General features: G+C 66.5%; 13 protein-coding genes. 8 read left to right on the plus strand and 5 right to left on the minus strand.

Going from position 1 to position 17,617, the window contains the following annotated elements; all coding sequences use genetic code 11:
- The first annotated feature begins 171 nt into the window (after window positions 1-171).
- Both GOY17_RS14920 and GOY17_RS14925 read left to right on the plus strand, forming a co-directional pair.
- Window positions 172-1,776, plus strand: coding sequence for a peptide chain release factor 3 (locus tag GOY17_RS14920; protein WP_115843358.1), 1,605 nt, complete (start codon window positions 172-174; stop codon window positions 1,774-1,776).
- Window positions 1,776-2,054, plus strand: a complete 279-nt coding sequence (locus GOY17_RS14925) for a DUF1294 domain-containing protein (protein WP_157030991.1) — start codon at window positions 1,776-1,778, stop codon at window positions 2,052-2,054. The genes GOY17_RS14920 and GOY17_RS14925 overlap by 1 nt, the downstream gene beginning before the upstream one ends.
- 10 nt (window positions 2,055-2,064) lie before the next feature.
- Here the strand turns inward: GOY17_RS14925 and GOY17_RS14930 are convergent, their stop codons facing one another.
- Together GOY17_RS14930 and GOY17_RS14935 are read right to left on the minus strand one after the other, a co-directional pair.
- Complete coding sequence (locus GOY17_RS14930) at window positions 2,065-2,709, minus strand: aspartyl/asparaginyl beta-hydroxylase domain-containing protein (RefSeq protein ID WP_157030992.1); 645 nt, start codon at window positions 2,707-2,709, stop codon at window positions 2,065-2,067.
- A gap of 2 nt (window positions 2,710-2,711) precedes the next feature.
- Entirely contained in the window at window positions 2,712-3,335 is a 624-nt protein-coding gene (locus GOY17_RS14935) for a sulfotransferase family 2 domain-containing protein (RefSeq protein WP_157030993.1), read from the minus strand.
- A 162-nt stretch (window positions 3,336-3,497) separates the two neighbouring features.
- Between GOY17_RS14935 and trhA the strand changes: the two genes are divergently transcribed.
- Both trhA and GOY17_RS14945 read left to right on the plus strand, forming a co-directional pair.
- Window positions 3,498-4,232, plus strand: a complete 735-nt coding sequence (trhA, locus tag GOY17_RS14940; RefSeq protein WP_115843366.1) for a PAQR family membrane homeostasis protein TrhA — start codon at window positions 3,498-3,500, stop codon at window positions 4,230-4,232.
- Window positions 4,233-4,373: 141 nt separating this feature from the next.
- Entirely contained in the window at window positions 4,374-6,338 is a 1,965-nt protein-coding gene (locus tag GOY17_RS14945) for an AsmA family protein (protein WP_425482276.1), read from the plus strand.
- Between the two features lie 24 nt (window positions 6,339-6,362).
- On the opposite strand, the gene GOY17_RS14950 is transcribed toward GOY17_RS14945, so the two are convergent.
- The 3 genes from GOY17_RS14950 to mtgA all read right to left on the minus strand — a co-directional run bounded on the left by GOY17_RS14950 (window position 6,363) and on the right by mtgA (window position 8,696).
- Complete coding sequence (locus tag GOY17_RS14950) at window positions 6,363-6,791, minus strand: CBS domain-containing protein (RefSeq protein WP_157030995.1); 429 nt, start codon at window positions 6,789-6,791, stop codon at window positions 6,363-6,365.
- A gap of 112 nt (window positions 6,792-6,903) precedes the next feature.
- Window positions 6,904-7,917, minus strand: coding sequence for a glycosyltransferase family 2 protein (locus GOY17_RS14955; protein WP_157030996.1), 1,014 nt, complete (start codon window positions 7,915-7,917; stop codon window positions 6,904-6,906).
- 35 nt (window positions 7,918-7,952) lie between these two features.
- Window positions 7,953-8,696: a monofunctional biosynthetic peptidoglycan transglycosylase gene (gene mtgA, locus GOY17_RS14960; RefSeq protein WP_232338445.1), complete on the minus strand. Its 744-nt coding sequence runs from the start codon at window positions 8,694-8,696 to the stop codon at window positions 7,953-7,955.
- Between the two features lie 115 nt (window positions 8,697-8,811).
- Here mtgA and hslO point away from each other — a divergent pair, with 115 nt between their 5' ends.
- The 4 genes from hslO (at window position 8,812) to GOY17_RS14980 (ending at window position 17,393) form a co-directional block, all read left to right on the plus strand.
- Window positions 8,812-9,732, plus strand: coding sequence for an Hsp33 family molecular chaperone HslO (hslO, locus tag GOY17_RS14965; RefSeq protein ID WP_157030997.1), 921 nt, complete (start codon window positions 8,812-8,814; stop codon window positions 9,730-9,732).
- Between the two features lie 141 nt (window positions 9,733-9,873).
- A complete protein-coding gene (locus tag GOY17_RS14970) occupies window positions 9,874-10,698 on the plus strand; it encodes an XOO1806 family protein (protein WP_198173950.1) in 825 nt (274 codons plus the stop codon).
- A 281-nt stretch (window positions 10,699-10,979) separates the two neighbouring features.
- The gene (locus tag GOY17_RS14975; RefSeq protein WP_157030999.1) at window positions 10,980-13,994 is read left to right on the plus strand and encodes a TonB-dependent receptor domain-containing protein; all 3,015 of its coding nucleotides are present in this window, start codon (window positions 10,980-10,982) and stop codon (window positions 13,992-13,994) included.
- A gap of 342 nt (window positions 13,995-14,336) precedes the next feature.
- Window positions 14,337-17,393, plus strand: coding sequence for a TonB-dependent receptor domain-containing protein (locus GOY17_RS14980; protein WP_157031000.1), 3,057 nt, complete (start codon window positions 14,337-14,339; stop codon window positions 17,391-17,393).
- Window positions 17,394-17,617 lie beyond the last annotated feature (224 nt).

The following is a 17,617-nucleotide window of genomic DNA, read 5'->3' on the forward strand; positions in this document are numbered from 1 at the left end:
GACGCCGAGCCCGGACCTCGGATCGCCAGGCCTTTAGCCCGGATATCGCGCGCCCGAACGCCGGCCGCCCTGCTCCCGACGGCCGCCGGGGCCAGCCGCGTATAATTCCCGCCCTTCCCGACTACCGACCCGCGGACCGCCGTCTCCGGCCTGTCCGCGCCCGCCGTTGCCATGTCCGACGTTTCCCTCGAAGCCGCCCGCCGCCGCACGTTCGCGATCATTTCGCACCCCGATGCGGGCAAGACCACGCTCACCGAAAAGCTGCTGCTGTTCGGCGGTGCGATCCAGATGGCCGGCTCGGTCAAGGGCCGCAAGGCCGCGCGCCATGCGACCTCCGACTGGATGGCGCTGGAAAAGGAGCGCGGCATCTCGGTGACCAGCTCGGTGATGCAGTTCCCCTACGAGGGCAGCATCGTCAACCTGCTCGACACCCCGGGCCACGCCGACTTCGGCGAGGACACCTACCGCGTGCTCACCGCGGTGGACTCGGCGCTGATGGTCATCGACGTCGCCAAGGGCGTCGAGGAGCGCACGATCAAGCTGATGGAGGTGTGCCGCCTGCGCGACACGCCGATCATGACCTTCATCAACAAGCTCGACCGCGAAGGCAAGAACCCGATCGAGCTGCTGGATGAAGTGGAAAGCGTGCTGAAGATCCAGTGCGCGCCCATCACCTGGCCCATCGGCATGGGCCAGCGCCTGAAGGGCGTGGTACATCTGGTCACCGGCGAGGTGCACCTGTACGAACAGGGCCGCAACTTCACGCGCCAGGATTCGACGATCTTCCCGTCCATCGACGACCCGGCGCTGGAAGCGCGCATCGGCGCGCAGATGCTGCAGGAGCTGCGCGACGAGCTGGAACTGGTCGAAGGCGCCTCGCATCCGTTCGACGTCGCGAAGTATCTGGCCGGCGAACAGACGCCGGTGTTCTTCGGCTCGGCCGTGAACAACTTCGGCGTGCAGCTGCTGCTGGACTTCTTCGTCGAGCACGCGCCTTCGCCGAAGCCGCGCGCCACCACGTCGCGCGAAGTCGCCGCGTACGAGCCCAAGCTCACCGGCTTCGTCTTCAAGATCCAGGCGAACATGGATCCGCAACACCGCGACCGCGTGGCGTTCATGCGCGTGTGCTCGGGCAAGTTCAGCGCCGGCATGAAGGCGTTCCACGTGCGCAGCGGCAAGGAAGTGAAGCTCGCCAACGCGCTGACCTTCATGGCGAGCGATCGCGAGATCGCCGAAAGCGCGTGGCCGGGCGACGTCATCGGCATCCACAACCACGGCACGATCTCCATCGGCGACACGTTCACCGAAGGCGAGAACCTGAGCTTCACCGGCATCCCGAACTTCGCGCCCGAGCTGTTCCGCCGCGCGCGCCTGCGCGATCCGCTGAAGCTCAAGCAGCTGCAGAAGGGCCTCGCGCAGCTGTCGGAAGAAGGCGCGACGCAGTTCTTCCGCCCGCTGATGAGCAACGACCTGATTCTCGGCGCGGTCGGCGTGCTGCAGTTCGATGTCGTCGCGTACCGCCTGAAGGACGAGTACGGCGTGGACGCAAGCTTCGAGCAGGTCAGCGTGGCGACCGCGCGCTGGATCCGCTGCGACAACGAGAAGAAGCTGGAAGAGTTCCGCGACAAGAACGCGATGAACCTCGCGCTCGACGCGGCCGGCCAGCTGGTTTACCTCGCCCCCACGCGCGTGAACCTGCAGCTGGCGCAGGAACGCGCGCCGGACGTGACGTTCCTGGCCACGCGCGAGCACGCGCACGCGGCGGCGTTCGACTGATGTCGCCGGTGGCGCTTTCGTGGCTGGCCGCGTGGCTGGCGCTCAACGTCGCCACCGTGCTCGTGTTCGCCTACGACAAGGCGATCGCCGGCGGTACCCGCCGGCGTGTGCCGGAGCGCACGCTGCTGACGCTCGCGCTACTCGGCGGCTCGCCGGGCGCCCTGCTGGCGATGGCGTTGTTCCGGCACAAGACGGCGAAGGCGGCGTTCCGCCGCGCCATGATGGCGATCGTCGCGCTGCAGGTCATCGTGCTGGGACTGTTCTACCTGTCCCGCTGACGCGCGCGCGTCACTTCCGCGCCGGCAACTTCCCTACCCAGTCGGGGATCGGCTGGTCCGCGTCGAAATACTCGAAGATCAGGTGGATGCGGTCGGTGTCGCCGTTGTTCTCCACGGCGTGCACGGCCATGTTGCTCACTTCCACCGCTTCGCCTTCGACGAAGTGGTAGCCGGTGCCGTCGATGAAGAAAACGACGCGGTCGTTGGTCAGCAGCGGCACGTGGATCTTGTGCGGCCACTTCGCGGCCGGGTTCGCGTCGCGATGCGGCTTGATCACGCCACCCGGGGCCATGCGCGCGAGCATCACGCGCGGGAATTCCGCATTCGCGTAGCCGTACGGTGCCACGGCCTGTGCCATGACGGGCTCGAGCAGCTCGCGCCATGGCGACCACAGCGGCCGTTCGTAATGCTTGCGCCAGTCCTGGAAGTCGCTGACGAAGCGGAACACGATGTGGCGCGTGCGATCGAGCGCCTCGAAGCGGTTGGGCTTGTCGGCGTTCTCCGCGTCCCACGTCGCCTCGGGCAGCGCGAGCACCGCCTCGCGCAGGCGTGCGATGTCGACATGGCCCAGGCGTCGCACCGATGTCGTCTTGCGCGGATTGGGCTGGATGTCTTCCGGTTTGAAGCCGGCGGGCGGGAACGTCGTGGTGGCCATGGTCAGAACTCGTAGCCGAACAGTTCGAGGTCGCGCCTGTACACGGACGCAACGTCCTGGATCAGCGCATCGTCGTAGTAGTCGCGGTAGCTGCCGCGGCGCGAGCTGTTGACCTGCCCGAGCGTCGCCCCGGGGATCTTCAGGCGTTCGCAGATCAGATCGTACGACCCCTGCATGTCCTCCACGCGCCCGACGTGGTCGGCGAGCACCGTGCCGTCTTCGCCGGTGACGAAGGTGTGCTGCGGCTGGAACAGGATGTGCTGGCGGGCGCGCGGGTCCTGCAGGATGTAGCGCATCACCTGCTGCGGATTCTGCAGGAACGCTCCGTCGGCGCGCGTCATGAACGCGCAGTACGAGATGAAGCGGTCGAACGGGTTCCGCACGAAGGCGAACTTGAAGTACGAGGCGAATGCCTCGTCGCCGAGGAACGGGCGGATCTGCTGCAACGTGATGTGGCCGTGCTTGATCGCGGCGAGTTCCTCGAACGGGAACCGCTTGTTGACGAACAGGCCGACCTGTTCGAGATCGTCCTCGCTCATGTGCTCGCGCAGCGCCTGCCGCACCGAATGCGTGCCGGTCTTGGGAATGGCGGCGAAAACGAAGCGGTGCTGGTGCGAGATGATCATCGGTCCCCGACGCGATTGGCTCTGCCGGCCATCATAGAGCGCGGCGCGGCGCACAAGCCGGTCGCGGCGGCGTGCGCATCCTGCGCGCCGCGTCACAGCCCGGGCCAACCGAACGGCCCACATCAGAGCAAATACTCCAGCCTGCGCTAGGATGCTCGAACCATGCCCCCCGCACGCTCCGTCCACGACGGCTCCGCTCCTGTCGAGCCGCCCATTGCGCCCTCCGCGCGGCCTTCCGCGGCGGACGAGCCGCATTCGGTCCGGGAGGAACTGGTCAACGCGCTGACCCACGGCCTGGGCGCGACCGCCGCGCTCGCGGGCGGCGCGGTCCTGATCACCCTTGCCGCGCTGTTCGGCGACGGTTGGCAACTGGGCAGCGCGATCGTGTTCGGCATCTGCCTGCTGGCGCTCTACCTCGCGTCCACGCTGTACCACGCGATCCAGCATCCGGTCGCCAAGGCCCGGCTGAAGGTGGTGGATCACTGCGCGATCTACCTGCTGATCGCGGGCACCTACACGCCCTTCACGCTCATCGGCCTGCGCGGGCCGTGGGGCTGGGGACTGTTCGCGGCGATCTGGACGCTGGCGCTCGCAGGTGTCGTGTTCAAGCTGTTCTTCACCGGGCGCTTCAAGTTGCTGTCGACCGGCATCTACATCGCGATGGGCTGGCTGGTGCTGGTCGCAATCAAGCCGCTGATCGGCGCGCTCGACGGCTGGACCATCGGTTGGCTGTTCGGTGGCGGCCTCTTCTATACGCTGGGCACGGTGTTCTATCACCGGCCTTCGCTGCCGTACTCGCACGCGATCTGGCATCTGTTCGTCGTCGCAGGAAGCGTGTGCCATTACGTCGCCGTGATGGCGCAGGTCGTCACGCCGGGAACCCTGCTTCCGACCTGAACTGCTCGCAAACGCATTCACTTTCGCTTTACCGCGCGCCGCCGATGGTGGGGGCGATCCTTTCGGAAGCGTGCAGTGAACCGATTGCGTCGCCCATCCATTCCCCAGCTTCGCGTGCGCTTCGGCGCGCGTGCGTGACGCATGCCCTGGCGCAGCGCACACGCAGCGGGACGGGACGAGGCGAACGGCCGCGCGTGGCCGCATCGCCATCCGGTCATGACGGCACTGGCGATCGTGGCGGTGCTCGTCGCCATCCTCATCGCGATCTGGGACTGGAACTGGTTCAAGGCCCCGGTCGAGCGCCAGGTCAAGGCGCGCACCGGCCGTGAGTTCCACATCGGCGGGAACCTCGACGTCGACCTGGGCTGGACGCCGGTCGTCTCCGCCGAAAAGGTCAGCTTCGGCAACGCCGAATGGTCGCGCGCGCCGCAGATGGCGACCGCAGACCGCGCCGAGATAGGTATTGCGCTGTGGCCCCTGCTGCGTCGCCAGGTGCTGCTGCCGCTGATCCGGCTCGACAACCCGCGCCTGCTGCTCGAGACCAACCCGAAGGGCGGCGACGGCAACTGGATCTTCGGCGAGAAGGGCGGCGACACCGACGTGCAGTTCCGTCGCGTGGATATCCAGCGCGGCTTCGTGCAGTTCCTCGACGCACCCAACCGCACGGACATCCGCGTCGGCGTCAGCAGTCAGCGCAACGCAACGCGCGATGCCTCCGCGCCGGTGTCCGTGGTGGGCGGCGGCCTGTGGCAGAACAACCGGTTCGTGCTGCAGGGAAATGCCGCCTCGCCGCTGTTGCTGCGTGATCGCACCGCGCCGTACCGCATCAACGTGCGCGCCTCCGCTGGGGCGACGCACGCGCATGCGCGCGGCACGCTGCTCGATCCGCTCCGCCTTCGCGGGTTCGACCTGCAGATGAAGCTGTCGGGGCGCGACCTGGGCGACCTGTATCCGCTGCTCGGCCTGGCGATTCCACACACGCCGCCGTACTCGCTCGACGGGCGCTTCAGCCGCGAGGGCGAGGTCTGGCACTACCGCAAGTTCGACGGCCGCATCGGCGACAGCGACATGCACGGCGATGCGAGCGTCGACACCTCCGGCAAGCGTCCGTACCTGCGCGCGGACCTGACCTCGCGCCGCCTGGACTTCGACGACCTCGCCGGTTTCGTCGGCGGCACGCCGCAGACCGGTCGCGGCGAGACCGCAAACGCCGAGCAGGACAAGGATGCGGCGCAGCAGGATGCGAGCGGGCGCCTGCTGCCGCAGACGCCGTACAACCTCACCAAGCTGCGCGCGATGGATGCGAACGTCCGCCTGCGCGCGATGCGCATCAACGCGCCCAGCCTGCCGCTGGACGACATGGACGCGCACCTGCTGCTCGAAGGCGGCATGCTCAAGCTCGACCCGCTCAATTTCGGCGTGGCCGAAGGCGACATCCGCTCGCGCATCCGCATGGACGCGCGCACCGACACGATCCGCACGCGCGCCGATGCGGACATCGCCGGATTGAACCTCGGCAAGCTGCTCCCCAAGGTCGAGATCACGCAGAACGCGATCGGCAAGATCAGCGGCAAGGTCGGCATCGAAGGCACCGGCAATTCCATCGCCGCGATGCTCGGCAGCAGCGACGGCAACATCGCCGTCGGCATGGGACAGGGCCGCATCAGCAACCTGCTGATGGAAATGGCCGGCATCGATCTGGCCGAGATCATCAAGTTCAAGCTCGGCGGCGACAAGCAGATCCCCGTGCGCTGCGCGTTCGCCGACTTCGGCGTCGACAACGGCCTGATGACCACGCGTTCGCTCGCCTTCGATACGAGCGATACGATCCTCATCGGCTCCGGCACGGTGAACCTGCGCGACGAGAAGCTCGATCTCACGATCCGGCCGCGTCCGAAGGACCGCAGCCTGCTTGCCTTCCGCACGCCGCTGCGCGTGGATGGCACGTTCAAGAAGCCTGCGGTGCATCCGGACCTGGCGAAGGTCGGCCTGCGTGGCGCGATCGCGCTGACGTTGGCGACGATCACGCCGCCGGCGGCCTTGCTGGCGACGCTCGAACTGGGTCCGGGCGAAGACTCGGGGTGCGGCGGGAAGTACGCGAAGTAGGCGCCGGCCGCCGTATCGCTCGCGTCAACTGGCGATATAGCGCTGCAGCTGATCCAGTTCGAGCTGCTGGTCTTCGATCACCGCCTTCACCAGATCGCCGATCGACACCACGCCGAGCACCTGCCCGTTGTGCACGACCGGCAGGTGGCGGATGCGGCGGTCGGTCACGATCTGCATGCAGCGATCGGTGGTGTCGTCCAGGCCGATGCTGATGACTTCGGGCGTCATGATCGTGCGCACCGGCGTATCGGCGGAGGAGCGACCCTGCAGCACGATCTTCCGCGCGTAATCGCGTTCGGAAAGGATGCCTACCAGCCGTCCGCCCTCGAGCACCAGTACCGCACCGATGCGCTTTTCGGCCATGAGGCGGATCGCGTCGATGACGGGCGCGTCCGGGCCGATCGCGAACACTTCCGGCGCCTTGGCTTCCAGCAGTTGCCGCACGGTACGCATGGCCGACTCCATGTTCCTGGGGCTCGCGGCCGAGCATACTCCAGCGCGGCGTCAACGCATGCGAAGGCGTGAACGCGCGACGGGACCCGCATCGAGCGCTCTCGAAGCCCGCTCAGTCCACCGCGGAACCGTGCAGACGGTGGACGCGATCGCCATCGCCGGCTGCATGCGCCGGCTGTGCCGGGCGGGCCGGCTGCCAACTGTCCACCAAGTAGAGCGGGCGTTGCTTGGCTTCGTCGTAAAGGCGACCGAGGTATTCGCCGATCACGCCCAGCGCGATCAGTTGCACGCCACCGAGGAACAGGATCACCGACATCATCGTCGGCCAGCCTGCGACCGGATCGCCCCAGAACAGCGCCTTGAGGATGATCGCCAGGCCATAGAGGAACGCGACCAGCGCCGACAGCAACCCCAGGTACGTCGCCAGCCGCAGCGGGGCCGTGGAAAAACTGGTGATGCCCTCCAGCGCGAGGTTCCACAGGCGCCACAGATTGAACTTGCTGCGTCCGGCGACCCGCGGTTCGCGGTGATAGGGGATGGCGACGCGATTGAAGCCGACCCAGCCGAACAGGCCTTTCATGAAACGATGGCGTTCGCGCAGTTGTTGCAGCGCGTGCAGCGCGCGTGGCGACAGCAGGCGGAAGTCGCCCGTGTCGGCAGGAATCGGCGTCTTCGAAAGCGCGCCTATCACGCGATAGAACGAATGCGCGGTGGCGCGCTTCAACCATCCTTCGCCTTCGCGTTCCATGCGCGTGCCGTGCACGTCATCGAAGCCCTCGCGCCATTTCGCCACGAACTGCGGGATCAGCTCCGGCGGATCCTGCCCGTCCGCGTCCAGGATCAGCGCGGCACCCTCGTCGACGCGGTCCAGGCCTGCGGTGAGCGCCAGTTCCTTGCCGAAGTTGCGCGACAGGCGAAGCAGGGCGATGCGCCGATCGGCGGCGGCAAGCTGCTGCAGCACCGACCACGTGGCATCCGTGCTGCCATCGTCGACGTACAGCACCTGCCCCTCGATGCCGTCGACCGCGAGACCGTCGAGCACGGCGCCAACGCGCGGCTGCAACGCGGGCAGGCTGTCGGCCTCGTTGTAAGCGGCGATGACGACGGTCAGGCGTTGGCGGCTCATGGCGCGATGTTAGCCGGTGGCCACGCCCGGTGCGGTCATTCCAGGCGCTGCAGGTATCCGGTGCCGCCCATGTAGCGCATCTGCCGCTGGATCGCCTGCGCCCGGCGCTGCACGTACGGACCGGGCTTGGCGATGCTGTAGCGACGCGGGCTCGGCAGCACGGCGGCCATGCGGGCGGCCTCGGCCGCGGTGAGGCGTGCGGCGTCCTTCCGGAAATACGTGCGGGCGGCAGCCTGCGCGCCGTACACCCCGTCACCGAACTCGGCGACATTGACGTACACCTCCACGATGCGGTGCTTGGGCCACATCGTCTCGATCAGCACGGTGTACCAGGCCTCGATGCCCTTGCGCACCCAGCTGCGTCCGCTCCACAGGAACAGGTTCTTCGCCGTCTGCTGGCTGATGGTGCTGCCGCCGCGCACTTTGCGGCCGCGCTCGTTGTTCTTGCGCGCGCGCTCGATGGCCTTGAGGTCGAAGCCGTAGTGCTCGGCGAAGGTCTGGTCTTCCGAGGCGATCACCGCCAGCGGCACGTAGGCCGAGATCTCGTCCAGATCGCGCCAGTCATGGGCGATGCGGAACGACCAGTCGCCATCGCCCCATGCTTCGAGCTGGCGCCACACCATGAAGGCACTGAAGGGCGGATCGACGAAGCGAAGCGTCGCCACCTGCACCACGCTCAGCACCAGCGCCGCAAGCGGAAGCGCGATCAACCAGCGCAGCCAGCGACGGCGTCGGCGCGGCAGCGCGTGCCCTTGCGCCGGCGATGCCGCGGCGGCCAACTCTTGCAGGGGCGATGCTCCGTCCCCATGGTGGTGTCGACTTTTCAAACTTGACGCCTCTTCACACGACCGCGCGCATTATTCCAATGACGCGCGCCAACCGCACGAGTTCCGCATGCCCCAGACCGATACCGCGCCCGTCGGCGACCGCGACCAGTTGACCCGCTTCCTCATCGAGACCGCCGGCGTACGCGGCGTGCGCGTGCACCTGGCCGATACGTGGACGCAGGTCCGCGAACGCGCCGAGTACCCGCAGGCCGCGGCCGAACTGCTCGGCGAGGCGCTCGTCGCCGCTGCGGCGTTCACCGGCCACGCCAAGGTCGACGGCCGGCTGTCGGTGCAGCTGCGGGGCCATGGCGCGCTGCGCACCCTGTTCGCCGAGTGCACCGCCGCCGGCACCTTGCGCGGCATCGCGCAGGTCGACGAGGAGGCCGGGACCGTTTCGCGCGACCTGCGCGACCTCGGCGAAGGCGCGCTGCTGGCCATCACCATCGAGAACCCGTCGCTCGATGGTCGCGAACCCATGCGCTACCAGGGCCTGGTGTCGCTGGAGTCGGACTCGCTCGCCGGCGCCTTCGAGGACTACTTCCGCCAGTCCGAGCAGTTGCCGACGAGGCTCCTGCTCGCCGCCGACGAACGGCAGGCCGCGGGGCTGATGTTGCAGAAGCTGCCGGGGGATCATGGCGACGACGACGGCTGGTCGCGGGTGGGTGCGCTGTTCGACACGCTCACCACGCGCGAGCTGCTGGAATGGTCCGCGGATGACCTGCTGACCCGTCTGTTCCACGAGGACGGGGTGCAGGTGCTGGGGCAAAAGCCGCTTCGCTTCGCATGCTCGTGTTCGCGCGAGCGGGTGGAGTCGATGCTCGTCTCCCTCGGCCAGGTCGAGGCGGAGGCGGCGGTCGAAGCGGCCGGTGGCGCCGCCGAGATCCGTTGCGAGTTTTGCGGACAGAGTTACCGTTTCGACGCAGAGGAAATCGCTAGCTTGTTCACCGTGGCAACGACGGAACTGGCGGCCCCGGACAGGGTCCAGTGACCGTCCGGGACGCCCCGGGGAATTGTTAAATAAACATAAACGGTCTATAGTCGCGGTCCTCAGGAGAGGGGAACTCCGCCCGGTCAAACCGGTCGTATCCAAGACATGAACACGCGCCTGCTTCGACTGCCGTTGACCCTGATGCTCGCCATTGGCGTGGCGGCAGGCGTGCACGCGCAGTCCCGCACCACGGCCGCGGATACGACCTACCTGCCGGTCTGGAACCAGAGCAGCGGCAAGCTCGAATACCTCCTTCAGCTCGAACCTACCGGCGCGCCGGTCGCAGGCGCCCGCTGGCGGGTGGGCAGCAACACGCTCGATGCGGCCTTCGGTCTGGAAGCAGGCGACACGCTCGGCCTGGTCTGCGATCGTAAGACCGGTCTTGCCGGTGCCATCGGCAATCTCGCCAACCATTGCGCGCTCGCCTCGCTCGATGAGGACGACGACCGCACCGCCGCCCGTAGCGGCACGCTTGGCGCAAGCCTGAGCCGTGCTGGTGGCAAGGTCGGCTTGGCGCTCGGCACCGGTCGCGACACCCTGCCCGCCTGGCTGAGCCCGAACGCGAAGTTCAGCAAGGTCGACCAGAACACGCTCACCGTCTACGGCCAGAAGAACATCGGCCGTGAAGCCACGGTATCGATCGGCGGCACCTGGGCGCGTGCGAAGCTCATCCCGGCCGGCGAAATGCCTGCGCTGGCCGATCGCTGGAGCAGCCACAGCCTTACCGTCGGCGCCGGAATGGGCAATTTCAGCGCCAACATTGTCGGCCGCGTGGTGGACACGCCGGGCGAACCCGGCCAGTGGGAAGGCTTGGGCGTCGGACTGACCTGGCGCACGCCGTGGAGCGGACAGCTCACGGTCGGTGCAGAGAACGTCGTCACTCGCGGCAAGAATCCGTTCGCGCCGGAGAACGTCGACAAGGACGAAGGCACCGTGCCCTACGTCCGGTACGAGCAGGACCTCTGACGCCACCTGTCCTGCGTCGGCGCGAACTCGCCGGACTCCGATACGAAACCCCGACGGCCGCGCACCAGCGCGGCCGTTTTGCATTGTCCGGACCGCCTCGGCCTTCCGTACGGCGCAGTACCAAGGCGTATGGATTTCACATGTTCGAAACTGCTTATTAACGACACTTTCACTTCTCGCGCAAGCTGGTTAGGATCGGGTTGCCTTGCCGTTTTTGGCGTTCGGTTTGACGCCACCGGCCAGGTCCCATGGGATCCATCGACTCACGCTTGGAGAGAGAGATGAACTTGAAGACCACCCCGCTCCGCGACGCGATCGTCTATTCGCTCGCGGTCGGCGCTACCGCGGTTGCCGGTACCGGCATCGCCGTCGCACAGGAACAGCAGCAGACCACCACGCTCGACCGCATCGAAGTCACCGGCTCGCGCATCCGCCAGGTCGACATCGAGACCGAAGCGCCGGTGCTCACCATCAGCCGCGCGGACATCGAACAGCAGGGTTTCCAGTCGGTCGCCGACATCCTGCAGAACATTTCCGCCGTCGGCGCCCCGGCCATCAGCCGCGCCTCCCCGCTCAGCGCGGGCGAGAACGTCGGCGGCCAGTTCATCAGCATGCGTAACCTCGGCACGACGCGCACGCTGATCCTGGTCAACGGCAAGCGCCTGGGCATCAGCACCAGCGGCCTGCAGGACGTGTCGCTGATCCCGACCGTCGCGGTCGAGCGCGTCGAAGTGCTGAAGGACGGCGCCTCGTCGATCTACGGCTCCGACGCCATCGCCGGCGTGGTGAACATCATCACGCGTTCGAACTTCGAAGGTGCAACGGTCGACGCGTACTACGGCCAGTACAGCGAAGGCGACGGCGAGACCACGCGCGCTTCGGGCATCCTCGGCTTCACCGGTGACCGCGGTTCGCTGACGGCGGCCGTCGAATACCGCAAGGAAGAGGAAGTCTTCGCGCGCGATCGCGAGTACTCGGCGTATCCGCAGAGCTACAAGCACCCGACCCGTGGCTGGACGACCGCCTCGCAGTGGGGCCAGGTCACCGACACGCGCAACGCCACCACCAACCCGTTCGGCGTGGGCAACCTCGTGCTCAACGAGGGTGCGGACTGGCGTCGCATCGCCAACTACCACACGCAGAACACCAACACCGGCACCACGGCTGCGGACCCGAACGGTTCCACGGTCGACAAGAGCAACACCAACCAGCAGACGCACCTGCGTACGCCGCTGGAAAGCAAGTCGCTGTTCGTCAACGGCCTGTTCGACATCACCGAGAACGTGCGTTTCCGCGGCGACGTGCTGTACACCGATCGCACGTCCGAGCGTCAGGTCGCCGGCTATCCGTTCCAGAGTGCCTCGGCCGGCGTCGTGCCGGGCGGCTTCAAGATGGCGGCCGACAGCTATTACAACCCGGTCGGCACCCAGCACGGTTTCGCCAATCCGCACGCGATCAACTTCACCCGTCGTACGTGGGAAGTGCCGCGCGTCGACCAGCCGCAGTCCACCACGTGGCGTTTCGCCGCGGCCGTGGAAGGCAGCTTCGGCGTCGCCGATCGCATGTTCGACTGGGACGTCAACTACCTCTACAACAACAACAAGGTCCACCAGGAAAACTACGGCAACCTCAACATCGAGCGCGCCAAGCAGTCGACCGGTGCCTCGTTCGTCGATACCAACGGCCAGGTCGTCTGCGGTACGCCGGACAACCCGGCGACGGCGGGCGTCAACGAGCGCAATGTCATCCTGGGCTGCGTGCCGTGGAATCCGTTCATCCCGTACGGTCGCGTCGGCGACGGCGGCCTGACCGGCAACCAGGCCCTGCAGGACTGGCTGTTCCAGCGCCTGAACTCGTCGGGCGAAACCGAAACGACGGTGTACGCGGCGAACATCAGCGGTTCGCTGGCGACGCTGCCGGGCGGCGACCTGGGCGTGGCGGTGGGCGTTGAAAACCGCAAGGAAGAAGGTCGCTTCATTCCCGACGCGCAGGCGGTGACGGGCAACTCGACCACGCTCGCGAGCGGCCCGACGCAGGGCAGCTACACCGTGGACGAAATCTACGCGGAGCTGTTCATCCCGGTGCTGGCCGACCTGCCGGGCGCTAAGGAACTGAGCTTCAGCGTCGCCTCGCGCTATTCGGATTACGACACCTTCGGCGACACGCTCAACAGCAAGTTCGGCTTCAAGTGGAAGCCGCTGGACTCGCTGCTGTTCCGCGGTACCTATGCTGAAGGCTTCCGTGCGCCGACGATCTCCGACCTGTACGGCGGCGGCTCGCAGACGTTCTCGTTCTTCACCGACCCGTGCGACACCAGCTTCGGTGCCGCGGCGTCCAACGCCACCGTCCGCGCTGCGTGCGGCACGCAGGCGCCGGTGGTTCCGAACCCGAACACCTTCCGTCAGCTGGCCCAGGGCTTCACCCCGGCGACCGCGGCCGGCGCACAGTCGCCGGTGGCGTTCTTCTCCGGTTCGAACCCGAACCTGATCCCGGAAACCTCGGAGTCCAAGACGCTGGGCACCGTGTGGAGCCCGGGCTTCATCGAAGGCCTGAACGTCAGCCTGGACTGGTGGAACATCCGCATCGACGACACCATCGTCGCCGACTCGCCGACGCAGATCCTCAACGACTGCTACATCCAGAACGATCCGACGCGCTGCGCCCTGTTCACGCGTGATGCGACCCAGGGTTACGTCAACAGCCTCGCCTTCGCCAGCATCAACGCCGGCTACCGCGAGGCCGAGGGCTGGGACATGGACCTGAGCTACCGTCTGGCGACGGAAGGCTTCGGTACGTTCAACCTGTCCTGGCAGACGACGTACACCACCAAGGACGAGATCAAGACCGACACCAACCCGACGACCAAGGCGCAGCAGCTGGTCGGTTATGCGACCTCGCCGGGCTTCGTGGGTACCTTCCGCGTCCGCTCCAACACCAGCCTGACGTGGGACCTGGGCATGTGGAGCGCGACCTGGGGCATGCGCTACTACTCGGGCATGAAGGAAACCTGCTTGTCGGCCGCGCTGTTCCCGGATGAGTGCTCGAATCCGGAATTCGCCGCTGCCAATCCGGTGCCGGCGCAGGCGCGCGCGATCAACGAGATCGGTTCCAACACCTTCCACGATCTGGAATTCCGCTGGAAGGCGCCGTGGAACGCGACCGTCGCGCTGGGTGCGAACAACGTGTTCGACCACCAGGGTCCGGTGGTGTACAGCCAGCCGAACGCGAACGTGTCCTACCAGGGCCAGTTCGACATCGGTCGTTTCTTCTACATGAAGTACCAGCAGCGCTTCTGATCCATCCCCGGATGGAGCAATCGAGCGGCCCCGAAAGGGGCCGCTTTTTTTTGCGCGGTCGATGTCTGTCGGGATGGCCCCCGATTGCCGATCCGAGGGCGCCGGCGCATCGAACCGGCTCCCCCGTATGCCGGTTTTCGCCGGAGCCTTTCACTGTGCCGATTCAGGTGTTCCGCGGTGCAGCATCGGGTTGTCACGATCCGATAACCGGTCATTAACGTCTCTTTCACTTTTCTGTTGAGGGGGTTAGGATCGGGTTAAGCCTTGCCGCTTTTGGCGTCTGATTTGACTCCGTCGGCTGGGCCCCATGGGAAGTACCACCTGAGTTTTTCGGAGAGAGAGATGACCTTGAAGACCACCCAGCTCCGCGACGCGATTACCTTCGCGCTCGCCGTGGGCACCACCGCGGCGGCCGGCACCGGCGTCGCCTTCGCCCAGGAAGGCGAGAAAGCCACGACCCTCGATCGCATCGAGGTGACGGGTTCGCGCATCAAGCGCGCAGACATCGAAACGTCCCAGCCGATCTTCTCGCTCAGCCGCGACGACATCACCGCGCAGGGCCTGACCTCCGTCGGCGATGTGATCCAGAACATCACCGCCAACGGTTCGACGCTCAACAGCACCTACAACAACGGCGGTAACGGCGAGACGCGCGTCAACCTGCGCAACCTCGGTTCGAACCGCACGCTGGTGCTGGTGAACGGTCGTCGCTGGGTCGGTGGTACGGGCCTGGGCGGCGCGGTCGACCTCAACACGATCCCGACCGCCGCGGTCGAGCGCATCGAAGTGCTGAAGGACGGCGCGTCGACGATCTACGGTTCGGACGCCATCGCCGGCGTGGTGAACGTGATCCTGCGCCAGAACTTCGAAGGCGCCGAAGCCAACGCCTACATCGGCCAGTTCGACAAGGGCGACGGTACGCGCCAGGCCTACGACTTCATCATCGGCACGAGCGGCGACCGCTTCTCGGCGATGCTGGGCTACGGCTACGTCAAGGAAGAGCCGGTCATGGCCGGCGACCGTTACATCTCGAAGGAGCCGACCTACACCACCGGCAACTTCTTCGGCTCGGGCACCAGCCCGAACGGCCGCTTCGGTGCGGGCGAAGGCTGCGACCGCGTCAATGCCGCGGGTGCTCCGCTGTACGTCACCGCCGCCGGCAACCTGACGACCACCAACACCGGCACCCGTGCCCGCGTGGCGCGCGGCGCCAAGCTGCCGGGTTCGGCGCTCTGCGTCCCGGGCACGCTGACCTACGACGGCGCCGGCACGCCCGCCCGTCCGTACGTGCCGGGCCAGGACGCGTACAACTTCGCTCCCGAGAACTACCTGCTGACGCCGCAGGAACGTCGCTCGGTCTTCGGCAATGCGTCGGTCGACATCACCGACGACATCCGCTTCAAGACCACGATGACCTACAACGAGCGCGTCTCCGAGCAGTTGCTCGCGGCGATGCCGGTCACGCTCGGCCAGCCGGTCGCCGGCACCCGCTCGGGTTCGGTCGTCATCGATGCGGACAACGCCTACAACCCGTTCGGCGAGGACATCACCCGCATCAGCCGTCGTACGACGGAGACGGGCGGTCGCTCCTTCAACCAGGACGTGCGCACGTTCGCGATGTCCGCCGGTTTCGAAGGCACGCTGAACTTCGCCGAGAAGTACTTCGACTGGGAAGCGGGCTATTTCCGCGGCCAGAACAAGGCCAACAACACGACCTACGGCCTGTTCAACGTCGAAGCGCTGCGTAGCGCCCTCGGTCCGTCGTTCCGCGACGCCGATGGCACCCTGCGTTGCGGCACCTCGGCAGCGACCGTGGTCAGCGGCTGCGTGCCGATGAACTTCCTCGGCGGCGTGGGCGGCATCACGCAGGAAATGCTGGACTACTCGACGTTCACCGCGCACGACGAGTACAGCTACACCCAGCAGTCCTACTACGCCAACATCAGCGGCGACCTGTTCGCGCTGCCGGGCGGCCCGCTGGGCTTCTCGTTCGGCCTGGAACACCGCACTGAAGAAGGCTACGACTCGCCGGACGCGCTGATCAATTCGGGCAGCACGACGGGTAACGCCCGCACCGCCACGGCGGGTGCGTACGACCTGGACGAGGCCTACCTCGAACTGGCCATCCCGGTGCTGGCCGACGTGCCGGGCGCGAAGCTGCTCGACTTCTCGGTGGCCACGCGCTACTCCGACTACTCGAACTTCGGCGACACGCTCAACAGCAAGTTCGGTTTCCGCTGGAAGCCGATCGAGGACCTGCTGGTCCGCGGCAACTGGTCGGAGGGCTTCCGCGCTCCGTCGATCGCCGAGCTGTTCTCGGGCCAGGCCGACTCGTTCCCGAGCCTGAGCGATCCCTGCAACACGGCCAACTACAACACGCTCGCGCCGCAGGCGCAGGCGCGTTGCCGCGCCGAAGGCGTTCCGGCCGGCGGCTACCGCCAGGACAGCCAGCAGATCCGCATCACCGTCGGCGGCAACCCGAACCTGCAGCCGGAGAAGGCCGAAACCACGACCTTCGGTTTCGTCTACAGCCCGAGCTACGTCGAAGGCCTCGACGTCTCGCTGGACTGGTGGAAGATCAAGCTGGATGACGCGATCACCACGATCGGTGGCCAGACCATCATCGAGCAGTGCGTCGATTCCGGCGGCACCGGCCCGACCTGCGATCTGTACACCCGCCAGCCCGACGGCAACATCCTGACGCTGCTCAACACCACCACCAACATCGGTGGCACGAAGGTGGAAGGCTACGACCTGACCGTCGGCTACCGTCTGCCGGAAACCGCGTGGGGCAAGTTCAGCTTCACGTGGGATACCACGTACCTGGCCGAACAGAAGGACGACGTCGACGGCGATGGCATCTTCGGCGAAGACGAGCAGCAGGCTCCGGCGATCGGCCAGCCGCTGAACTACAACGAAGGCGGCAACCTGGTTGGCGAGTACGCGCAGAACGACAACAAGTGGCGCATCCGCTCCAACCTGTCGACCCGTTGGGAGATGGGCGACTGGGGCGCGACCTGGAACGTCCGCTACTACTCGTCGCAGGACGAGGTGTGCGATCCGGGCTTCGAGGAATACGGCTTCGGCTACCTGTGCACGGAAACCGACCGTTTCATCGGCATCCCGACCGACGCCAACAACAACGGCGTATGGGACGGTACGGCCGGCGGCGATTCGATCACCTCGATCAAGGAATCGCAGCACCACATCGGCGCCACGACGTACCACGACGTGAGCGTGTACTGGAACGCGCCGTGGAACGCCCGCGTCACGGTCGGCATCAACAACCTGTTCGACAAGAACCCGCCGATCGTTCTCAACGCGTTCGCCAACACGTTCGATCCGCAGTACGAGCTGCCGGGCCAGTTCTTCTACTTCCGCTACTCGCAGAAGTTCTGATCGGTACCAACGGCACTTGCAACACAGCTACGGCCCCGAAAGGGGCCGTAGTTTTTTGCGAGCGTTTCAGAAATGAAACAATGCGCGTTCATACTGTTGAAGATTAACAACACTTTAAGTATTCGCTCCGCAGGTCTACCATCGGGCCCGACCTTGCCGGACTTGGCGTGGTTGTTTGCTCCGCCCGGCGTGGTTCCCATGGGAACAACTTAGACCGACTTGGA

It is taken from the genome of Lysobacter soli (genome assembly GCF_009755585.1).
In the GTDB taxonomy this organism is placed as follows: domain Bacteria; phylum Pseudomonadota; class Gammaproteobacteria; order Xanthomonadales; family Xanthomonadaceae; genus Lysobacter_J; species Lysobacter_J soli.